The organism is Enterobacter sp. 120016 (assembly GCF_018383635.1).
In the GTDB taxonomy this organism is placed as follows: domain Bacteria; phylum Pseudomonadota; class Gammaproteobacteria; order Enterobacterales; family Enterobacteriaceae; genus Enterobacter; species Enterobacter asburiae_D.
On sequence record NZ_JAHAWC010000001.1, the window covers coordinates 193,996 to 213,275 of the forward strand.

Annotated in this window: 18 protein-coding genes; 4 read left to right on the top strand and 14 right to left on the bottom strand. The window is 55.0% G+C overall.

The genetic code is table 11. The features are described 5' to 3' along the window. Positions 1–95: 95 nt before the first annotated feature. The 11 genes from acnB to KIF87_RS00970 form a co-directional block, all read right to left on the bottom strand. Positions 96–2,690: a bifunctional aconitate hydratase 2/2-methylisocitrate dehydratase gene (gene acnB / locus KIF87_RS00920; protein ID WP_213327612.1), complete on the bottom strand. Its 2,595-nt coding sequence runs from the start codon at positions 2,688–2,690 to the stop codon at positions 96–98. A 17-nt stretch (positions 2,691–2,707) separates the two neighbouring features. Further along, the gene (locus tag KIF87_RS00925) at positions 2,708–3,256 is read right to left on the bottom strand and encodes an RBBP9/YdeN family alpha/beta hydrolase (RefSeq protein ID WP_213327613.1); all 549 of its coding nucleotides are present in this window, start codon (positions 3,254–3,256) and stop codon (positions 2,708–2,710) included. A 27-nt stretch (positions 3,257–3,283) separates the two neighbouring features. Continuing rightward, positions 3,284–4,159, bottom strand: coding sequence for a triphosphoribosyl-dephospho-CoA synthase CitG (gene citG, locus KIF87_RS00930; RefSeq protein WP_213327614.1), 876 nt, complete (start codon positions 4,157–4,159; stop codon positions 3,284–3,286). Then, positions 4,134–4,673: a citrate lyase holo-[acyl-carrier protein] synthase gene (gene citX, locus KIF87_RS00935; protein ID WP_213327615.1), complete on the bottom strand. Its 540-nt coding sequence runs from the start codon at positions 4,671–4,673 to the stop codon at positions 4,134–4,136. Before citX ends, citG begins: the two co-directional genes overlap by 26 nt. Before the next feature lie 5 nt (positions 4,674–4,678). Beyond that, positions 4,679–6,199 (bottom strand): citrate lyase subunit alpha, encoded by a 1,521-nt coding sequence (gene citF / locus KIF87_RS00940; protein WP_213327616.1) that lies wholly within the window; start codon positions 6,197–6,199, stop codon positions 4,679–4,681. A 30-nt stretch (positions 6,200–6,229) separates the two neighbouring features. After that, on the bottom strand, positions 6,230–7,105 hold the full coding sequence (citE, locus tag KIF87_RS00945) for a citrate (pro-3S)-lyase subunit beta (RefSeq protein WP_023335830.1): 876 nt from the start codon (positions 7,103–7,105) through the stop codon (positions 6,230–6,232). Further along, complete coding sequence (gene citD, locus KIF87_RS00950; RefSeq protein WP_023335831.1) at positions 7,105–7,395, bottom strand: citrate lyase acyl carrier protein; 291 nt, start codon at positions 7,393–7,395, stop codon at positions 7,105–7,107. The genes citE and citD overlap by 1 nt, the downstream gene beginning before the upstream one ends. A gap of 24 nt (positions 7,396–7,419) precedes the next feature. Beyond that, positions 7,420–8,487, bottom strand: a complete 1,068-nt coding sequence (gene citC, locus KIF87_RS00955) for a [citrate (pro-3S)-lyase] ligase (protein ID WP_213327617.1) — start codon at positions 8,485–8,487, stop codon at positions 7,420–7,422. A gap of 18 nt (positions 8,488–8,505) precedes the next feature. Further along, entirely contained in the window at positions 8,506–9,369 is an 864-nt protein-coding gene (locus KIF87_RS00960) for a fumarylacetoacetate hydrolase family protein (protein WP_213327618.1), read from the bottom strand. 71 nt (positions 9,370–9,440) lie between these two features. After that, the gene (locus KIF87_RS00965) at positions 9,441–10,685 is read right to left on the bottom strand and encodes an MFS transporter (protein ID WP_213327619.1); all 1,245 of its coding nucleotides are present in this window, start codon (positions 10,683–10,685) and stop codon (positions 9,441–9,443) included. Between the two features lie 73 nt (positions 10,686–10,758). Next, the gene (locus tag KIF87_RS00970) at positions 10,759–11,847 is read right to left on the bottom strand and encodes a 4-oxalomesaconate tautomerase (RefSeq protein ID WP_213327620.1); all 1,089 of its coding nucleotides are present in this window, start codon (positions 11,845–11,847) and stop codon (positions 10,759–10,761) included. Between the two features lie 154 nt (positions 11,848–12,001). Here KIF87_RS00970 and KIF87_RS00975 point away from each other — a divergent pair, with 154 nt between their 5' ends. Next, positions 12,002–12,931: a LysR family transcriptional regulator gene (locus KIF87_RS00975; protein WP_213327621.1), complete on the top strand. Its 930-nt coding sequence runs from the start codon at positions 12,002–12,004 to the stop codon at positions 12,929–12,931. Positions 12,932–12,969: 38 nt separating this feature from the next. Here the strand turns inward: KIF87_RS00975 and nhoA are convergent, their stop codons facing one another. Then, on the bottom strand, positions 12,970–13,815 hold the full coding sequence (gene nhoA / locus KIF87_RS00980; protein WP_213327622.1) for an N-hydroxyarylamine O-acetyltransferase: 846 nt from the start codon (positions 13,813–13,815) through the stop codon (positions 12,970–12,972). Positions 13,816–13,924: 109 nt separating this feature from the next. Here nhoA and KIF87_RS00985 point away from each other — a divergent pair, with 109 nt between their 5' ends. Beyond that, positions 13,925–14,497 carry a flavin reductase family protein gene (locus KIF87_RS00985; protein WP_213327623.1) on the top strand — a complete coding sequence of 191 codons (573 nt, stop codon included), beginning with the start codon at positions 13,925–13,927 and terminating at the stop codon, positions 14,495–14,497. A gap of 35 nt (positions 14,498–14,532) precedes the next feature. Here the strand turns inward: KIF87_RS00985 and fusA are convergent, their stop codons facing one another. Continuing rightward, positions 14,533–16,632, bottom strand: coding sequence for an elongation factor G (gene fusA, locus KIF87_RS00990; RefSeq protein ID WP_213327624.1), 2,100 nt, complete (start codon positions 16,630–16,632; stop codon positions 14,533–14,535). A 160-nt stretch (positions 16,633–16,792) separates the two neighbouring features. On the opposite strand from fusA, the gene KIF87_RS00995 reads away from it, so the two are divergent. Next, a complete protein-coding gene (locus tag KIF87_RS00995) occupies positions 16,793–17,095 on the top strand; it encodes an ArsR/SmtB family transcription factor (protein ID WP_024909591.1) in 303 nt (100 codons plus the stop codon). A gap of 67 nt (positions 17,096–17,162) precedes the next feature. Here KIF87_RS00995 and KIF87_RS01000 read toward each other — a convergent pair whose 3' ends face one another. Continuing rightward, on the bottom strand, positions 17,163–17,618 hold the full coding sequence (locus KIF87_RS01000; protein ID WP_213327625.1) for a GNAT family N-acetyltransferase: 456 nt from the start codon (positions 17,616–17,618) through the stop codon (positions 17,163–17,165). A 164-nt stretch (positions 17,619–17,782) separates the two neighbouring features. On the opposite strand from KIF87_RS01000, the gene pdxR reads away from it, so the two are divergent. After that, positions 17,783–19,261: a MocR-like pyridoxine biosynthesis transcription factor PdxR gene (gene pdxR, locus KIF87_RS01005; protein ID WP_213327626.1), complete on the top strand. Its 1,479-nt coding sequence runs from the start codon at positions 17,783–17,785 to the stop codon at positions 19,259–19,261. Positions 19,262–19,280: the final 19 nt, after the last annotated feature.

Genomic DNA, 19,280 nt, shown 5'->3' on the forward strand with positions numbered 1-19,280 from the left:
TCTCACCCATGAGAAAAGGGTCCCTGAATAGCGGAGGCCGCTCCTGAGAGAAGCCTCCACCGATTAAATGCATTTATCAAATAAATAACTTACAGTCACACGCTAACAATATTGATATTATCACCCTCCCTGGTCTGATATTCGGTAAGAGTATCAAAACTGAGATAGCGATAGATATTTTCATGCGCATAGTGAAGTTTATCCGTATAGCTAAAATATTCTTCAACGGTTGGCATTTTCCCGAGCATGGCCGCGACGGTGCTTAATTCAGCTGAGGCAAGGAATACTTTCGCATTCGTTCCCAGACGATGCGGGAAATTTCGGGTGGACGTTGATACCACGCAGCTCCCTTCACGCACCCTCGCCTGGTTCCCCATGCACAGGGAGCAGCCCGCGGGCTCGATTCTCGCCCCTGCTTTAATAAACTGATTAAAATAGCCCTCGCGGGAGAGCTGCTGGGCATCCATTTTTGTCGGCGGTGCGAGCCACAGGCGCGCCTGGTTTTGGCTGGCACCGGCCATGATTTCACCCGCAGCGCGGAAGTGACCGATGTTTGTCATGCAGGAGCCAATGAACACCTCTTCAACAGGAGTGCTGGCAACCTCCGAAAGTAGCCGGGCATCGTCCGGATCGTTCGGGGCGCAGACCACCGGCTCGGTGATTTCATTGAGATCGATCTCAATCACTACCGCATATTCCGCGTCAGGATCGGCGCGGAGCAGCGACGGGTTAGCCAGCCACGCCTCGATTTCAGCAATGCGTCGTTCAAGCGTGGCGGCGTTCTGATACCCCTGCTTAACCATCCAGCGCAGAAGAGCCGCATTGGAGCGCAGATATTGCGCGACATTCTCTTCCGCCAGGCGCATAACGCACGCGGCGGCGGACCGTTCGGCGGAGGCGTCAGCCAGTTCAAACGCCTGCTCTGCGCTTAATGCTTCCAGGCCTTCAATTTCGAGGATCCGGCCCGAGAAAACGTTGCGCTTATTCTTTTTCTCGACCGTCAACAGCCCCTGCTTTCTGGCGTAGAGCGGAATGGCATGCACCAGGTCGCGCAGGGTGATCCCTTTCTGCATCTCGCCCGTAAAGCGCACCAGCACCGATTCAGGCATATCCAGCGGCATGATGCCGGTAGCGGCAGCGAACGCCACCAGCCCGGAGCCGCCCGGGAAGGAGATCCCCAGCGGAAAGCGGGTATGGGAGTCGGCACCCGTGCCTACCGTATCCGGCAGCAGCATGCGGTTAAGCCACGAGTGGATAATGCCGTCGCCCGGCTTAAGCGCCACCCCATTCCGGCGGGTGATAAACTGCGGCAGGGTTTCATGGAGCTGGACATCTACCGGCTTAGGGTACGCAGAGGTGTGGCAGAAAGACTGCATCACCAGGTCGGCTGAAAACGTGAGGCAGGCAAGGTCGGTCAGCTCGTCGCGCGTCATCCCGCCGGTGGTGTCCTGAGAGCCGACGGTAGCGATTTTCGGCTCGCAATACTGCCCGGGGCGGATCCCCGCCACGCCGCAGGCTTTACCCACCATTTTCTGCGCCAGCGTAAAGCCGGTTGCGGATGGCGCAGGTGAAGCGGGCGTGCGGAATACCGCTGAAGGCTCAAGCTTCAGCGATTCCCGCGCTTTCGCCGTCAGGCTGCGTCCGATAATCAACGGGATCCGCCCGCCGGCGCGCACTTCGTCCAGCAGCACTTCGGTTTTAAGGGTAAAGGTCGTCACCAGCCGCTGGCTTTCTGTCTCACGAATTTCGCCCTTGTACGGGTAAAGATCGATCAGCATCCCGGTCGTCAGCGCGGAGACATCCATCTCTACCGGCAGCGCGCCGGAATCCTCCAGGGTGTTGAAGAAAATGGGCGCGATTTTGCCGCCAAACACAAACCCGCCGTTACGTTTATTCGGCACAAACGGAATATCGTTCCCGATGTGCCACAGGATGGAGTTGGTGGCGGATTTACGTGAGGATCCGGTCCCCACGACGTCACCGACGTACGCCAGCGGGCAGCCCGAGGCTTTCAGTTCTGCCAGCTGGCGCAAAGGGCCGCGCGCGCCGGGTTCATCAGGTGCTACCCCTTCCCTGACGTTACTGAGCATGGAGAGCGCGTGCAGCGGAATATCAGGACGTGACCACGCCTCCGGTGCCGGAGACAAATCGTCGGTATTGGTCTCACCGGGAACCTTAAACACCTTCAGGGTAATTTTTTCAGGCATGGCCGGACGGCGCGTGAACCACTCGGCATTTGCCCAGGAGTGAAGCACCTCTTTTGCCCGGACGTTGCCGCTCTTCGCTTTGGCTTCCACCTGGCTGAATTTTTCAAAGATCAGGATGGTAGAAGAAAGCTGCTCGGCGGCCAGCGGCGCGAGGTTCGGATGGTCAAGAAGCTCAATCAGCGGCTGGACGTTATAGCCACCCTGCATGGACCCCAGCAGCGCTGTGGCCGCGTCGGGAGAAAGCCCGTTTACACGGTATTCCTGCAACGCCACCTTAAATAAAAAATCGGCTTTTAGCTTAGCAGCGGGATCAACGCCCGGCGGGACGCTGTGGGTTAATAAAGCCAATAATTGTGGATGATGTGCGGACACATCATTTATTAAACGATGAATAAGTGCTTCGGTTTGTTCCGCCGTTAACGGTTTCGCCGGAATACCCGACTCAGCGCGCGCGTTCTGGTGCTGATGATAATCATCTAACATAGGTTCTCCTGTTAAAGCTAAAGTTGTTCGCAAAATTCTGTTAATCGTTCGAGTCCATACGGCCATTCGCCAAAACCGGACTCAGAATTAATATGTCCGGCCTCACCGATATCGATGAGATGGCCGCGCCAGCGCGTAGCCCAATAGTGAGCGCGCGCAAAAGGCATCAGAGGATCGTTTCGGCTGGCAAATATGATGCAGGGGACGGGTAATGGCGTTGGCTGAATGGCCTCTTCAAGTCCGAAAAAAGCAGGCTCTGCCGGTGCGACCATCACCACCCCGGCTACGTTTACCCGCCGCGTTTGCAGCAGCCGACAGGACGCCAGCGCGCCAAAGCTGTGGCCGACGAGAATGGCGGGCAGCGGGCACACTGCCAGCTCGCGGGTAATGGCCGAGACCCAGTTTTCGATATCGGGCTCTAACCAGTTTCTCTGCTGGATCCGTTTCCAGAAGGGAAAACGCCGCCCCCAGCAGCTTTGCCAGTGATGTTCATCGCTGTCTCTGAGCCCCGGGACCAGAACAAGGGTGTAAACCTTACTGAGCTGCAGCAGGCGTTGTTCAATCATGACGTTTTCCTGTTACGCTATTCGCGATTATTCGGGTGGAAACTGCGACAATAGCCAGCCAACGGAAATAAGATCGGCGCTACCGCCGGGGCTTAAATTGCGTTTGATAAATTCCGCGTCCATTCTGAGCAGCGCGTTAACCAATTTATCCGCCGGGAGACGTCTTATTTTTAATAGCCGCTTCGCATAGCGTCTGGCGTAGTTCAGACCTTTTATTCCCCCACGGGAAACCAAGTTGGTATCCGGATTCGCGGCCATCAAACCCAGCAGCATCCTCAAGAGCGCCACGTCTTCGGATTCGCCCTGACGCAACGCGTTGTGCAGGTGCGGGAGACCCGCCTGGCGGACGGTCATAAAACCGCTGGCCGCTTCCCCTCTCGCCCCGGTAAAGCCGTATGCCTGGAACTGCTGCTCGCCCTTCGTTCTGGCGATGCCTGTCGTTTTTAGCTCCTGCTCAACGATGCCGGTACAGATAATGCGGGTCTCACGGCATAAACCGCGCTGCGTGAGCGTTTCATCCCTTTGCGTCAGACGTCCCGCCGCGGCGCACAGCAGCCCCAGCGAGAAGATCCCGCCTTTATGGGTATTCACCCCACCAGTGGCGTTAAACATCGCCTGCTCGCAGGCCAGGCCGGTCGGTCTTATGGCCCGCAGCGTTTGCGGGCCAGCAAGACGAGCCGTCTCTCTGCCAACGTGAAAGAAGGTTGAGAACCATGGGGCAATCGCCGCGATGCTGGCCATGAACAGCGCAAAATCCATGTCCCTATGCGCCCCGCTGTTTACGCGATCCACCAGACCCGGCTTCGGGGTTAAGCGAATTTCCCGATACATGGCCTCGGCAGCCAGCTCAGCGAAGGTGCGCTGAACGTCTGGCGCTTTACATCTGGCAAGCGAAGTAGTCATCGGTTAACTCCTCGATTACGCGCGCGAGTTCGGCCTGCGAATGACGCCGCGCGCGCGAGCAAACGTGGGCCGGTTCATGACAGATAAAGCAACTGCGCATCGGCTGCTGGATGGCGTTTCTTTTCAGCAGTCCCGTTTTCGGACAAAACACGTCGATGTCCCACAGGCGCCCCAGAGGATGGTTATCCTCAAGATGCGCCGTGACGTGTTTTATCATCCACGCGGGAGCCGACACCGACCAGAGCGCTTCGGGGCCGGTGGCCGGCTGCAGGATCTGATGCCGGCAGACCGTCCACTGATGGGTGCGGAATACCTCGCCGAGCGCCTGATTCGCGGCGGCCATCACCCGCCTGGCCAGGTCGGTATCCTTCACCTCCCCCGGCCAGACCAGCGTGACGGATACAACCGTATGTTCCGACTGAAACAGCCACGCCTGCTGCCGACGGGCTCGCTGCTCTCTGGCGCTCATTACCTGTTCCAGAGAGACTTTCGCGTTCGAGGCTTTATCCGTCATGACGATTACTCCTTCACCTGGCGAACCACGTCGATCACGCTGCCGTCGCGGTAGCGCACCACGCCGACGATACGGTCAGTGAACTCAACAGGCTTAGGTTCACCCGAGATGAGCAGCGCCTTTTGATACAACGCGTCGATGTCGACAACGGCCAGCCCGGCGTTAATCAGGCGTTCGCGAATTTCCGGGCGCGCCGGGTTAACGGCAATACCGTGATCGGTAACCAAAACGTCAATACTTTCGCCCGGCGTCACCAGGGTGGTGACCTGCCTGACGACGGTAGGAATGCGGCTGCGGATCAGCGGGGCAACCACGATGGTGAGATTTGCCGCCGCGGCGACGTCGCAGTGTCCGCCCGACGCGCCGCGCATCACGCCGTCGGAGCCGGTCAGGACATTAACGTTGAACTGGGTATCCACCTCCAGCGCGCTGAGGATTACCACGTCCACCCTGTCGCAGCAGGCGGCTTTTGCGGCCGGGTTCGCATAAACGTTGGTGGAGATCTCCACGTGGTCGGGATTGACCGCCATCGAGGCTGCAGCCGCGCCGTCAAAGCTTTGCGTATCGAGGATCTTTTCAATTAACCCTTTCTGATGCAGATCGACAATGCTGCCGGTGATCCCGCCGAGCGCGAAGCGGGCGACAATATTGTGCTTGCGCATACGGGTTTCCATAAACCGCGTGCAGGCGGTTGACGCCGCCCCTGAACCGGTCTGAATGGAAAAGCCGTTGCGGAAATAGCCGGAGTGTTCGATAACGTCGGCGGCAGAGCGTGCAATCATTAGCTCGCGCGGATTGCTGGTCACCCTGGCGGCACCGACGCTGATTTTTGCCGGGTCGCCGACGCTCTCAATCTGCACAACATAGTCAACCTGATCCTGAACGATACTGGCTGGCAGGTTGGGGAACGGCTTCAGGGTTTCGGTGAGCAAGACCACCTTTCTGGCATATTTCGCGTCGACCATCGCATAGCCGAGAGAGCCGCACTGCGATGTACCGCCGTTGCCGCTGGCATTGCCGTATTCATCGCTGCACGAGACCGCCAGAAACGCGACATCAATGGCTATTTCGCCCTGCTGAATCAAATTCACCCGCCCGCCGTGGGAGTGGATCTGCACCGGCTCGTCCATCAGCCCGTGCGAAATCGCATCCGCCAGTTCGCCGCGCATCCCGGAGGTGTAGATTTTGCCGATCACGCCATTGCGAATGTGCTCAATAAGCGGCGTATTGCAGGACATTAATGAGCTTGACGCGAGCGTGATGCCTTTCAGGCCGCGCTGGGCCAGCTTGTCCATCACGTAATTGATGACCTTATCCCCTTCGCGAAAGGCGTGATGAAAAGAGACGGTCATGCCGTCATGAAGATCGCAGCGGGCCAGCACATCGTCCACGCTGGTAAACAGTTTGCGCTGATACTTTTGCTGGCTGTCAGCAAGATAAGGCGTCGTCGCGTTAGCGCCGCTGAAGGCGACGTACTCACGGCGAGAGCCAGGAATGTGGTGCAGGGTTTCAGTTTGGTTTTTCATTTTTCATCCTGTCGCTTGCGGTAAAGGGGGTTACTGACGAATGCCGGAGGCATTTTTGCGTTCGATCACGACGCGGGCATGGTTGATGATTGGCGCATCGATCATTTTGCCGTTCAGCGAAATCACCCCCAGTCCGTTGCGTTCCCCCTCTTCTGCGGCGGCAAGCACGCGCTCTGCGTAATCCACCTCTTCCTGCGTTGGCGCGTAGGCGTTGTGAAGAATTTCAATTTGTCGCGGGTTAATCAGCGATTTACCGTTGAAGCCCATCCGGCGGATGAGATCCACTTCCTTCAGGAAACCGGCCTCGTCGTTCACATCGGCGTACACCACGTCGAAGGCGTCAATACCGGCTCCGCGCGCGGCATGTAATACGGCGCAGCGGGCATAGAACAGCTCTGTCCCGTCGCCCCGCTCGGTTTGCATATCCATCACGTAGTCAAAGGCGGCCAGCGCAATACCCATCAGGCGGTCGGAGGATTTCGCAATCGCGACAGCGTTAATCACGCCAACGGCAGATTCTATCGCCGCCATTAATTTCGTTGAGCCAACGGGACGTCCGCAGGTTTCTTCAATGCGGACGATTTCGCGTTCGAGCTGATGAATATCTTCCGGGGAATCGGTTTTGGGTAAACGAATGACATCGACACCCGCCCTGACGGCGGCTTCCAGATCTTTTAATCCAAAAGGCGTATTCAGGGGATTAATTCTGACAACGGTTTCAATATCGCTGTACATCGGATGTTGCAGGGCATGGAATACCAGAAGACGGGCGCTGTCTTTTTCTTTTAGCGCGACGGCATCTTCCAGATCAAACATTATGGAATCAGGTTTATAGATAAATGCCGTTGAAAGCATGGCGGCACTTGAACCGGGAATAAATAACATACTGCGGCGTAACTTTTTCATTATAACGTTTCCCATGCAATGTCTTCCCGGGCCATTCCTCTGAGCAGAGCAGCCTGCACGCGGGCGCGGATCACGCAGTCCAGCGCGCCTTTATCATCAATAACGACAAGCCCCTGCTCGATGTTGAACGCGGCCAGGGTTTCATTGACAACCTCAGTAATTCTGTCGCCAAATTGCTTATACACTTCGCTCTGGATGACCACATCCAGCCCGCTCTCGACGGGACTGACCTTGACCATCAGGTCGCTGGACTCCAGCGTTCCCGCCATTGCGGCTTGCACAATTTTCATATCAATTTTCCTGTGATAACGCGGTTAAACCGCTGCCGACATCGGTTCGGATAAACAGGGCTGATGCTGTACCTCTTTATTCAGAAACGCGCGCGTGGTGGCCGGCACCATGCGGCTGGCGGCAGAGAGTTTGTTTTCATTTAATAAACGACGAACGGCTGAAGCCGACACCGGCACATTATTGCCATCCGTTCTTCTTTCTATTTCGTGTACGCTGATACGCGGCGCCGAACACGTTTCGTCTTCCAGCCAGCGGTGCATCGCCCGGTTATATCCCGCGGTTAACGGGCAGAACGGTTCGGTACCGACAAAACGATGATTAATATTCAGCGCGGGGGCGATGTAATTTCTGAAAAGCATCAGATCAATAGCGGCGTAGGCTTTATCGATGACCTGCTTATCTTTTAAGAAATAGCCCGGGAATGTGCCGCGAGAAATAATGTATGCCGACCCCGGATGCACAGTGACATTTTGCAGCTGCCGCGATCCGTCTCTGACCATCGCAAACCGTTCTTTAAACGAAAAAGCGGAGACATCTTCCTGCACCACGAAAACATGCAGCCAGTCGCACCGGCTGGCCGCATGCTCGATAAGATATTGATGGCCCAGGGTGAACGGATTCGCGTTCATCACAATCGCGCCAATGTTTTGCCCCGGCATGAAATGATGGCGACGCAGCTGGCTGCAGTAACGATGAATACCGACCGGCGTATTCTCCATTAACGCCGCACAGTTCTCGATCGTCACCAGGGGATAAAACCCACATCCGCGAAATGACCTTACGTTATCCGGGCAGGTAAAAAGAAAGAGCTGATGTTCGCCGTTTTGTGCCGCCAGCAGTTCGGCCTCATGAATTAACGTCAGGCTTAACGACGTGCCCCGCCACCCGGCATCCACGGCGATGCATTTCAGCGTATTACCCGCAATGCCGGTGCAGGCGACAAGCTGACGCTGATAGCGCGCAACGATAAATTGCTCAATATCGTTATCAATGCCTAAACCGTTGCGGGCCAGGAAGCGGGCTGCCTCCTCTCTGGCCTGAGCGTTACCGGCTTTAATCACCTCAAATTCTGGCGTAGTGGCGGTGTACATCGTCTCTCTCCTGAGCGTCTAGACGGTTAATTCTTGCTGCTGGGGTTGCGCTTCCACGATGGTGTTCATCAGGCGGCCAACGTTTTCGATTTCGACTTCGACGCGATCGCCATCGCGCATAAACAGAGGCGGATTACGTTTTTTCCCGACGCCGCCGGGCGAGCCGGTAATGATGACGTCCCCGGCACTGAGGGAGGTGAACGTGCTGATATAGGCAATGAGATCTGCCACTTTGTGTATCATGCTGCCGGTGGAGTCATTCTGGACCAGCATGCCGTTCAGCCAGGTGTGGATGGTCAATGCGTGAGGATCGGGGATCTCATCCGCCGTGGTCATATACGGGCCGAAGGCTCCGGTTTGCTTCCAGTTTTTACCGGCGGTGAACCAGGCGTGCTGCCAGTCGCGGACGGAACCATCCATGTAGCAGCTGTAGCCTGCGACGTGGCTGAGTGCGTTTTCGACGTCAATTCGGGTGCCGGGTTTACCGATGATCACGGCCAGCTCGCCTTCGTAATCAAACTCGCTGGAGAGAATCGGTTTTAAAACCGGCCGCGCATGTCCGGTTTGGGAATCAGGAAAGCGGATAAACAGCGTGGGGGCATTATTCGTCTCGGCAAATTCTTTTCTTTTTTCAGCGTAATTCATCCCAACGCAGAAAATCTTTCCCGGCTCTTCAATCACGGGCAGGAAGGTAATGTCTTCAGGCATCATATCCACAGGGCAATCGTGATATTGCCTGGCGACGTCAACCGCATCCCATTGCAGAAGGTCTTTTAAAGTCGCATAGTGATGGCCGATTTTATTACCCAGATCGATAATGCCGGACTGCGTATAAATTCCGTAGCTTTTACGGCCATGATGAATATAGCTTGCTAATTTCATAATAATACCCGTTTGATAGACGTGCTCATTCTGTGTTCACGCCCCGAGGCGTGAACACATTGCCATGCTATTTATTCAGCTGACTGCGCTGGAACCAGTACCGGTTTATTGCCAGATGCCAGATACGTTGCCACCACAACGCCCACGCCCAGTAATGCCAGAATAAATCCTGTCATTCCCTGCCAGCCCATTGAGTGGAAGACAAAACCGTTGATAAAACCAATAACCGAACCGCCCATGTAGTAGAAGAATAAATAGAGCGCGACGGCCTGGCCTCTTGCATGCGTTGCATTTTTACTGACCCAGCTTAAACCGATAGAGTGGCAGCCGAAGAAACAGCCGGTAAAAATTACAGCGCCAACAATAAAGGTGACGACATTTGACGTCAGCGTCAGCAGCATCCCTAAGGCCATCATCAGGAACAGCACGCGCAGGACTTTCATGGCGCCATATTTCGCCGATAAGCGACCTGCCTGCGGAGCCGTAAAGAAGCTCAGGGCGAAGCTAAAGGAGAGCAGACCCGCGTTTGCCGGTGAAATATGGAACGGCTCGCCTTTCAGGAAGAAGGCCAGATAGTTATACAGTGAGGTAAATGCGCCGAAAATAATGAAGCTGATAACAAACGCCAGCGCCAGATTTTTGTTTTTGAAATGCGATGCCGCACCTTTTACCATGCGCATCACGTTAAGACTTTGCGTAGGCGTGAAGTTCTTCGATTCTGGCAGCAGGAACTTCACCAGAATGGCAACCGCAATCAGGCTGACCGCAAACCCGTAAAAGATGATATTGATTGAAACGTGATCGATCAGCTGGCTGGCAACAATACGCCCGGACATACCGCCCATCGAATTACCAAAGACAAAATATCCCGTTACGATGCCTGCCGCCACCGGGGCGACCTCTTCACTGATATAGGCGGTTGCCGCCGCCGCGATGCCGCTCAGCGCCAGACCAATCACCGCACGCAGCGCCACCAGCATCGCCCAGGATTCCACCAGCGGGCAGAGTAGCGTCAGAATGCCGCCCAGCAGGAGGGAGACGATAATTAACCGCTTCCTGCCATAGCGATCGGATAACGTCCCGGTAAACAGAAGCCCAATTGCCAGCAATGCCGTTTCTGCGGATAAGATAATACTCACCTGGCTGACCGGGACATTATATTCCACAGCAAGCATCGGGAGCAGTGGCTGAATAAAAAACAACGAAGCTAGTTCCGCAAGTCCGGATAATGCCAGGGCCAGAATCACGCGAATATTTGCGCTGGCTTTTACCGGTTCGGGCGCGTTCAGGGTATTGTTAGCATGCGTTAACGCCATAATAACCTCAGTATTATAGTTAAGGTACAGAATGTATTTTTTAAGATGGAAAGTTTTTTAGTTCAGACTTTAATCAATCAACTTCAGAGAGCATTTTTTCTGGCACGCAAACGACGCCTTCAAATAATTTTCGCGACGTGCGAATAACCGCTGCCCGTGTATTTTCGATATTATTTCCGTCCCTCAGCAGCGATACGGATATTTTTCCACTGGGGTGTTCAATATCAATAATGTTGGTAAAGCGTTCCTTTGGACGATCGGCAACAATTTTTGCGGCGACGGAACCTTCAATAAGCGTCGCGGTTGAGATACCAATCGAGCCGGTAATCGCCAGTGATTTATGGCAGGTATGCGGCATGAAATAGCGCACCTGAAGCGTTCCGCCGTTACGCGCGCGGCTGAGAAGAACCGGTTTAGGGATCACCTTGTTTGACACGTCCCCTAACCCCATCGCCGCGCCAGCCTGACGGCGCAGGTTCTCCAGCCTTTCCTTAAACGCCCTGTCGCCATCTAATTCTGCCGGTGACTCCCCGCCTGTTTTGCCCAGCGCCGACGCGTCAATCAGGACCATCGGCATCGCCATATCAATACAGGTGACTTCGATACCGTCGAACACGTTTGTCACGCTGTCCGTTGGCAGCAGTTTCCCGGTTTTCGACCCCGCAGAATTCAGGAAGGTTAAGCCAATCGGTGCCGCTGTACCCGGCACACCGTCGATCTGTGTATCGCCTTCATACACGACGCGATGCTCAGGCGTTTGTACTTCTGCGTCGACCAGCGTTCCGGTGTTGAGATTGCGGATACGCACCGTCGTCACCGGGCTTTGCGCCTTCACCAGCCCTTTTTCAATGGCAAAGGGGCCGACGGCACAGAGCATATTGCCGCAGTTTGGCGTGGTATCGACGCGACGTTCGTTCACCATCACCTGGGCGAATAAGTAATCCACATCCGCGTCCGGGCTGTCGGAAGCACTGACGATCGCCACCTTACTGGTTTGCGGGCTTCCACCGCCTATGCCGTCAATTTCGAGTTCATGGCCTGCACCCATCAGGCTGAGTAAAACCGCGTCACGCGCTTCGGTTTCCGCAGGCAGATCGCTGGCCAGAATGACCGGGCCTTTTGAGGTACCGCCACGCATTAATACGCAAGGGATCTTTAACATGTCTTTTTCTCATTTCGCGTTTATCAGGAACGCAATAAGGTTTTCACACTCCCGTTGATAACTCTAATGTCAAAAAAAGCAGGATTAATACGCTTTGCGTATTAATAGCCCTTGCGTTACCGTGGGTATAGGCAAGCAATAATCGGGTGCGGATATGCAGCATGAATTACAGGGAATACAAGCGTTTGTAAAAATTGCAGAAATCGGATGTTTTACAAAAGCGTCGCAATTTCTTCACATTTCACAACCGGCTTTAACACGCAGAATTCAGAAGCTCGAAGAGAGTCTGGGGACCACGCTGTTTGAACGGTCCACGCGCAGCGTCAAGCTCACAACCGTGGGAAGGGAATTTTTACCTAAGGCAAAGAATTTAATCGATTTTTATGAAAGCGCGATCCTGAGTATTAAAGAGATGGCGACGCATCAGGCAGGGGTTATTACCGTTTCCTGTATCCCTACCGCCGCGTTCTATTTTCTGCCTTCAGTGATACGAGATTATAACAATGACTACCCAAACATCCGTATCCGCATACTTGAGCACAGTGCCAGCGATTGTCTCGAAGCGGTGTTAAATGGCGACGCAGATTTCGGCATAAATATGATAAACGTCACACATCCAAATATTGATTTTGCGCCGCTGGTGAATGAACCCTTTGTTCTGGCATGTCGACGAGACAACGCGCTGGCGAAAAAACCGCTGGTGACATGGGACGATCTGGCGGGCATGAAGCTGATTGGGGTGAGGCGCTCCAGCGGGAACCGATCGCTTATCGATCAGGCGTTCGAGAAAATGGCCTGGAAACCGAACTGGTTTTATGAAGTGCGTCATCTGTCAACGTCGCTGGGGATGGTGGAAGCGGGTCTTGGCGTGTCTGTCGTTCCCAGCCTGGCGATGCCGACCGACGAACATCATGTCCTTGTCAGCCGTCCGCTGATTGAACCCGTGATAAGGCGTACGCTGGGCCTCGTGCAGCGCCGCGAAACGACCCTGAGCCCGGCGGCGGAAAAATTCCGGGAGCTGATTTTACACCTGTGGTCAGGCGAAAACAGCAGCCCCTGGATCGGCAAGTTTACTCAGCTGTAAACCCTGGAACGGTAAAGGGGCCTGTGCCCCTTTGCGTATTATTTCCCGGCCTGAGGATGTGTATCAAAGCCCGCCATTACCGCCGTCAGCTCCGCCAGTGAAAATCCGTGCTTTGCATCGTCAACGCTTAGTCCAAAGCGTTCCTGCATCAGCTGGTAAAGCGCCTTTGCATCTGGCAGATGGATCTGCTCTTCAACGTGGCCATTCTGCCAGTGGGTAAAGTTGAAGTTAGTTAACGTCAGCTTGCCGCCGTCAGGCAGATGGCGACACATCAACAGATGATGACGGAAATGCGACTGCGGCCAGTGCGCCGACCAGAAATTCCCCATCACGTAATCACTGAAATACTGCGTTGTGAGGTCAAACTGATACATGGACTGCCAGTGCTCGTGGTGACGGAACTGCAGCACCCAGTCATTACCCTCGCTCAGCAGTCGATACAGCCCGTGCGGCGTCTCTTGTTCTTCACTGGCGAGCAGACGAATCGGCGCCGTCAGCGTCTGGCCGCCAAAGCCGACATCGGCAATCCAGCGCTCACCGTTAAGCTCGACCAATAGCAGGCGGTGCGTGCGCGGGGGCATTTGCGGCGGACTCGCTAATACCACGCGTCCCAGCACGCTACGCACCGTAAACCCGACCTCGCGCAATACGCGTTCGAACAGGCCGTTTTGCTCAAAGCAGTACCCTCCGCGACGTGCGGCGACCAGCTTGTCGACCAGGCACCGATCGTCAAGCTGGATTTCGCGCGGCAGAACGACATCAATATTCTCAAAAGGGATCGCACAGTTGTGATGTAAATGCAGCGCGCGCAGGGTGTCGATATCCACTCGTGTCGGTTGCGTCCAGCCGATGCGGGCGAAATAGGCGGTCAGGAATGGGGACATGAATCAGTTTCCTTTGATTGTGATGTTCTGTTTATAAACTAATTTTACGCACTCACTTTGATTTCCGTGCTTTTTCGTCATACTCATCGGTGTAGATGAGGAGATCCTAATGAGCCACTTTCGACCTGTTGAATTACGTCACGCCAGCCGTCTGCTGAACCACGGCCCTACTGTGCTTATCACCAGTCGGGATGAAAGCCTCGACAGACGCAACGTGATGGCCGCCGCATGGTCAATGCCCGTTGAGTTTGAGCCGCCGCGTATCGCAATAGTAGTAGATAAAAGTACCTGGTCACGTGAGCTGATTGAACGCAGCGGGAAATTTGGCATCGTCATCCCCGGCGTGGCGGCGGCCAACTGGACATACGCGGTCGGTAGCGTCAGCGGGCGCGATGAAGACAAATTCAACTGCTACGGGATCCCGGTCGTGACCGGTCCTGAACTTGGCCTGCCGGTGATTGAAGAAAAATGTCTGGCGTGGATGGAGTGTCGGTTATTACCCGTCACCTCCGCGGCAGAAAAATACGATACGCTGTTTGGGGAAGTGGTTTCAGCGGCAGCCGATGAACGCGCGTTTGTCGCCGGACGCTGGCAGTTTGACGAGGATAAGCTGAATACCCTGCATCATCTTGGAGCCGGGACGTTTGTGGCGAGCGGGAAGATGGTGAAGGCGCTGGATTGAAAAAACCCTCCCCCTATTGGGAGAGGGTGACCGTATTACTTCGCACGTCGTGAAATAATCTCATCCGCAACATTCCGCGGTGCTTCCGCAAAATGATGGAACTCCATCGTATACGTCGCGCGACCCTGCGACATCGAGCGCAATGTCGTGGCATAACCAAACATCTCTGCGAGCGGCACGTCTGCACGAATAATCTGGCTTCCGTACTGCTCGGCCATCCCCTGCACCATGCCGCGGCGGGAAGAGAGATCGCCCATAATGTTACCGGCGTACTCTTCCGGTGTTTCCACCTCCACGTGCATGACTGGCTCGAGAATCACCGGATCCGCCCTGCGGGCGCCCTCTTTGAAGCCGAGGATCGCCGCCATGCGGAACGCCATCTCCGAGGAGTCAACGTCGTGATACGAGCCAAACGTCAGCGTCGCTTTCACATCAACTACCGGATAGCCCGCCAGCACGCCGCTGTTCATCGCTTCCCGCAGCCCTTTCTCAACGGACGGGATATACTCGCGCGGTACCACGCCGCCCTTGGTGGCATCTTCAAATTTAAAACCGCTTCCAGGCTCCAGCGGCTCCAGGCTCAGCACCACATGGCCGTACTGCCCTTTACCGCCGGACTGACGGACAAATTTGCCTTCGATATCCTTCACCGCTTTACGCAGGGTTTCACGGTAGGTCACCTGCGGACGACCGATGTTCGCCTCGACGCCAAACTCACGCTTCATGCGGTCAACGATAATCTCGAGGTGTAGCTCACCCATCCCGGAGATAATGGTCTGGCCGGACTCTTCGTCAGTATGCAGGCGGAAAGACGGATCTTCCGCTGCCAGACGCTGCAAGGCAATCCCCATTTTCTCCTGATCGGCCTTGGTTTTCGGCTCGATCGCCAGCGAGATAACCGGATCCGGGAACTCCATGCGTTCAAGCGTGATGACGGCATTAGGGTCGGTCAGCGTGTCGCCGGTCGTGACATCTTTCAGCCCCACGCAGGCCGCGATATCCCCGGCGCGCAGTTCGTCCACCTCGTGGCGATCGTTGGCATGCATCAGCACGATACGCCCGATACGCTCTTTCTTCCCTTTCACCGGGTTGTACACCGCGTCGCCTTTGCGCAGCACGCCAGAGTACACGCGGATAAAGGTCAGTTGCCCGACGTACGGGTCGCTCATCAGCTTGAACGCCAGGGCGGAGAACGGCTCATCATCGCTTGGATGACGCTCCGCGTGCTGTCCTTTTTCATCCACGCCATCAATAGCAGGCACGTCCAGCGGCGACGGCATGAGCTCAATCACCGCATCGAGCATGCGCTGTACGCCTTTATTCTTGAACGCGCTGCCGCACAGCATCGGCTGGATTTCGCCCGAGATGGTGCGAATACGCAGCCCCCTGATGATTTCCGCTTCGTCGAGCTCGCCCGTCTCCAGGTATTTATCCATCAGATCGTCGCTGGCTTCCGCCGCCGCAGAGACCATTTTCTCCCGCCATTCCCGGGCGGTGCTGACTAAATCATCCGGCACGGGCGCGTAGGTAAATACCATGCCCTGCGTCGCATCGTCCCACAGAATGGTGCGCATCTTGATGAGGTCCACCACGCCGGTGAAATGATCTTCGGCACCCACCGGGATGACAATCGGCACCGGGTTGGCCTTCAGGCGTTCCTGCATCATGCGTACGACACGGAAGAAATCAGCGCCCGGACGGTCCATTTTGTTGACGAAGGCCAGTCGCGGAACGTGATATTTATTGGCCTGACGCCAGACGGTTTCGGACTGCGGCTGCACGCCGCCCACGGAGTCATACACCATTACGGCACCGTCGAGTACGCGCATGGAACGTTCCACTTCAATGGTGAAATCCACGTGCCCCGGGGTGTCGATGATGTTGATCCGGTGCGGCTCATATCCTCTGTCCATACCCGGCCAGAAGCAGCTTACAGCCGCAGAGGTAATCGTGATCCCGCGCTCTTGCTCCTGCGCCATCCAGTCAGTGGTTGCCGCGCCATCGTGTACTTCACCCAGCTTGTGGCTCATCCCGGTGTAAAACAGGATGCGCTCAGTGGTGGTAGTTTTACCGGCATCGATATGCGCGGAGATACCGATGTTGCGATAACGTTCGAGAGGGATGGGTCGGGGCATGATATTTCCTTAAGTCTTATGACTTGTCTGTGACGACCAGGATGGTCGTGCATTCGTTCGTTTGCTATAATAGTCCTATTGTACGAGTATTATCGAACTATTTTTTAACGGTTGACCTATTGTTGATATAGCTCAATCTGACGCCAAACGCAGGAAAACGATGATCCCAAACCACCCTGAAACTGAACAAATACTGCTGGAAAATGTGCTGTTTGCCCTCGGAAACCCGCTCCGGCTGTCGATAATTCGCCGGCTGGCCGATGGCAGCGAACTCAGCTGTAACGCGCTGCGCCCGGAAGATGTGGTGAAGTCCACGATGACCCATCACTGGCGCGTACTGCGCGACAGCGGCGTGATCTGGCAGCGTCCACAGGGACGAGAAAACATGATTTCGTTGCGAAGAGAGGATCTGGATGCCCGCTTTCCGGGGCTGATGGCGATACTTTTACAGGCTAAATCATAAGGACATGCCGGTTTTGCCCGGAAAATGCCCCATAAAGTTGTAAGGGGCATTACGTCAGCTAAGGGATTTATCTTACCTGCATACGATATTCAATCATTCCACTTTTTTTGCCAATCCAGTCGTACAATCGTTGCCCGCGATAGTTGGCTTCATGCGTATGCCAGTAAAGATGAGTGGCATGATGTTTTCTGGCTTCTCTCTGAACATATTCTATTAACTGTTTGCCAATGTGTTTGCCCCTGACGGCTTCGCAGACGTATAAATCTTCGAGGTAGCAGTAATCGCTCTCAGCCCAGGTCGAACGGTGAAAAAGATAATGCGCAAAACCCACTATGTCTCCATTACATCGTGCCACCACGCAGTATAGCGGCTCAACGGGGCTGAAAAATCGCTGCCAGGTTCGTTCAGTAATGGCCCCGGACAGATCGACGTTGTAAAACGCCTGATATTTTCCCCACAGCGGCATCCAGCTTTCAAAATCACGTTCTTTAACTGCCTCAATTGTCACGCTCGTATTATTCATATTGCCTCTTCTCTCACCCGTGTATTCGTTTCAGGAAGAGTGTATTCGCTGAATGGCACGTTTTGCCCCGCCAATTCTCGCCATCAAGGCAGACCAATTTTTCATCCTGCTGCGTGCAATAGTGCTTTAGAATTAAGAGACGCAGAGGGAAAGTGGACAACGTAATGTTTAAGCACGCACAGCTTGAAACGGTTAAGGCATGGATTATCGACCCCGCTAACGGATCGCTACCGCTTCATGAAAGGATCCAGAGAGCAATACGGACGCTGATACTGGAAGGGGTACTATCTCACGGTAAGGCCCTTCCTGCTTCACGCACGCTGGCGGCGTCTCTCAGCGTTTCCCGGGATACCATAGAAGCGGCCTACTCCAGCCTGCATGCCGAAGGTTTTATTGAGAGACAAACAGGCAGAGGGAGCTTCGTCTCTTCCAGCGCGCGTTTTTTAAAACCCCGTCCTAGACAGCCTCAGCCAACCGCTGAGATACGAAAAGCAAAACTCAGCGTCCGGGGAAAGATCGTTTATGAAAGCGGCGGGATCCGCGAGTTTTCCGCCCCTCGCCCCCTTGCGCCCGGCATTCCTGAAACCCGCATGTTTCCCATTCCGATCTGGGAGCGTCTTCAGCGACAGGTTATGAGGGAGTTTCAGCACCAGGCGTTAGAGCAAAGCCCACCACAGGGTATAGAACGCCTGCGACGGGCCATTGCGGAATATGTCAACCTTGAGCGCGGAACGCGTGCGAGGGCAGAACAGGTCATCGTTCTGACAAGTTCTCAACAGGCGCTTGCGCTCTGTTCCCACGTGCTGATGGACGCCGGGGATGGCATTGTCATTGAAGATCCCTCCTATCAAGGGGCACACAAAGCGTTCAAGGCTGCAGGACTTCGCTGTATTCCGGTTCCTCTTGATGAAAAAGGCATCTCGGTTGACGGTCTTAATTCTCTGACCGAGCCAGCCAGGGCGATCTACCTTACGCCGTCTCATCAGTACCCTACCGGGGTGACGCTCTCTCTTGACCGACGGCTGGCAGTTGTTAAATGGGCAAACCGTTACGGAGCCTGGATCATTGAGGATGACTATGACAGTGAGTTTCACTACGAAGGTAAGCCTATGGCCAGTCTTCAGGGGCTTGATACGTACAACCGGACAATTTATATCGGCACGTTCACCAAGTCTCTTTTCCCCGGGCTGCGAATTGCCTACATCATCGTTCCCTCAGAACTGATAGAGCCCTTTACCATGGCGAGGACGTTAATGGATGGTCACACCGCCTCAATAACCCAGCTGACGCTGGCTAAATTTCTGGAGGGAGGCCATTTTGGCGCCTATGTTCGAAAGATGCGGAGTATTTACGTTGCTCGTCGCAACACGCTGGCAAGCATGATAGAAACGTATCTTTCCGAGTATGTTGCCTGTGAAACGCCAGCGGGGGGGATGCAAATGCCTTGTCACCTGAAGCACGGAATATCCGAGAAAGAGATAGCCACCGCCGCCCGCCGCGCGGGTGTTGATATACTTGGGCTTACCGATTTATATGCAGGTCCCCCCGCGTCCACCGGTTTTTTAATGGGATTTGCCGCTTACACGGAGAGGGAAATAGAAGACGCTGTAAAAAAATTGGCCGCAATTTTCCGGCATGTTTGATGCCGTCGACCGGTCAGCG